The organism is Microvirga zambiensis WSM3693, assembly GCF_016735695.1.
Taxonomy (GTDB): Bacteria; Pseudomonadota; Alphaproteobacteria; order Rhizobiales; family Beijerinckiaceae; genus Microvirga; species Microvirga zambiensis.
On the sequence record NZ_JAERQD010000255.1, the window covers coordinates 1 to 505 of the forward strand.

Annotated in this window: 1 protein-coding gene; it reads left to right on the plus strand. The window is 64.8% G+C overall.

Annotated elements, in window-relative coordinates; translation table 11 throughout:
* Positions 1–97: 97 nt before the first annotated feature.
* Positions 98–505: IS630 transposase-related protein (locus JKL46_RS35165; protein ID WP_246529759.1), on the plus strand; the 408-nt coding region annotated here is incomplete at its 3' end.

Sequence of the window (505 nt, forward strand, 5' to 3'; positions counted from 1 at the left end):
CTAGAGCAACGGCAGTTCTGACGGAGTCGCTGGGGCTATGCGGCGTGGCGGCTTCGTGATTCACTCATCTCGACCCTCTTCTGGGAGGAGATGAGCGATGACCAAGTCCTACTCGCTGGATCTGCGCCGTCGGGTGGCGCGCTTTGTCGAGGCGGGCCATTCCTGTCATGAAGCTGCCCGCCACTTCGAGGTCTCGGTCGCGTTCGTGGTGCGGCTGATGGCGGCCTATCGAGCCACCGGTAGCCTGGCCGCCAAACCGGAGGGCGGCTGGCGCTACTCCAAGCTCGATCCGCATCGCGAGTTCCTGTTCCAGCGTGTCGCCGAGAAGGGCGACATCACCATGCCGCAACTCGCGGCGGAACTGGCAGCCCGCGGCACCAAGGTCATGCCCGCCTCGATCGCGCGCTGGTTCATCCGCCAGGGCTACAGTTTTAAAAAAAACGCTGCGGGCCAGCGAACAAGGACGCTCCGACGTGCGCCAGGCCCGCGAGCATTGGCGCACGAA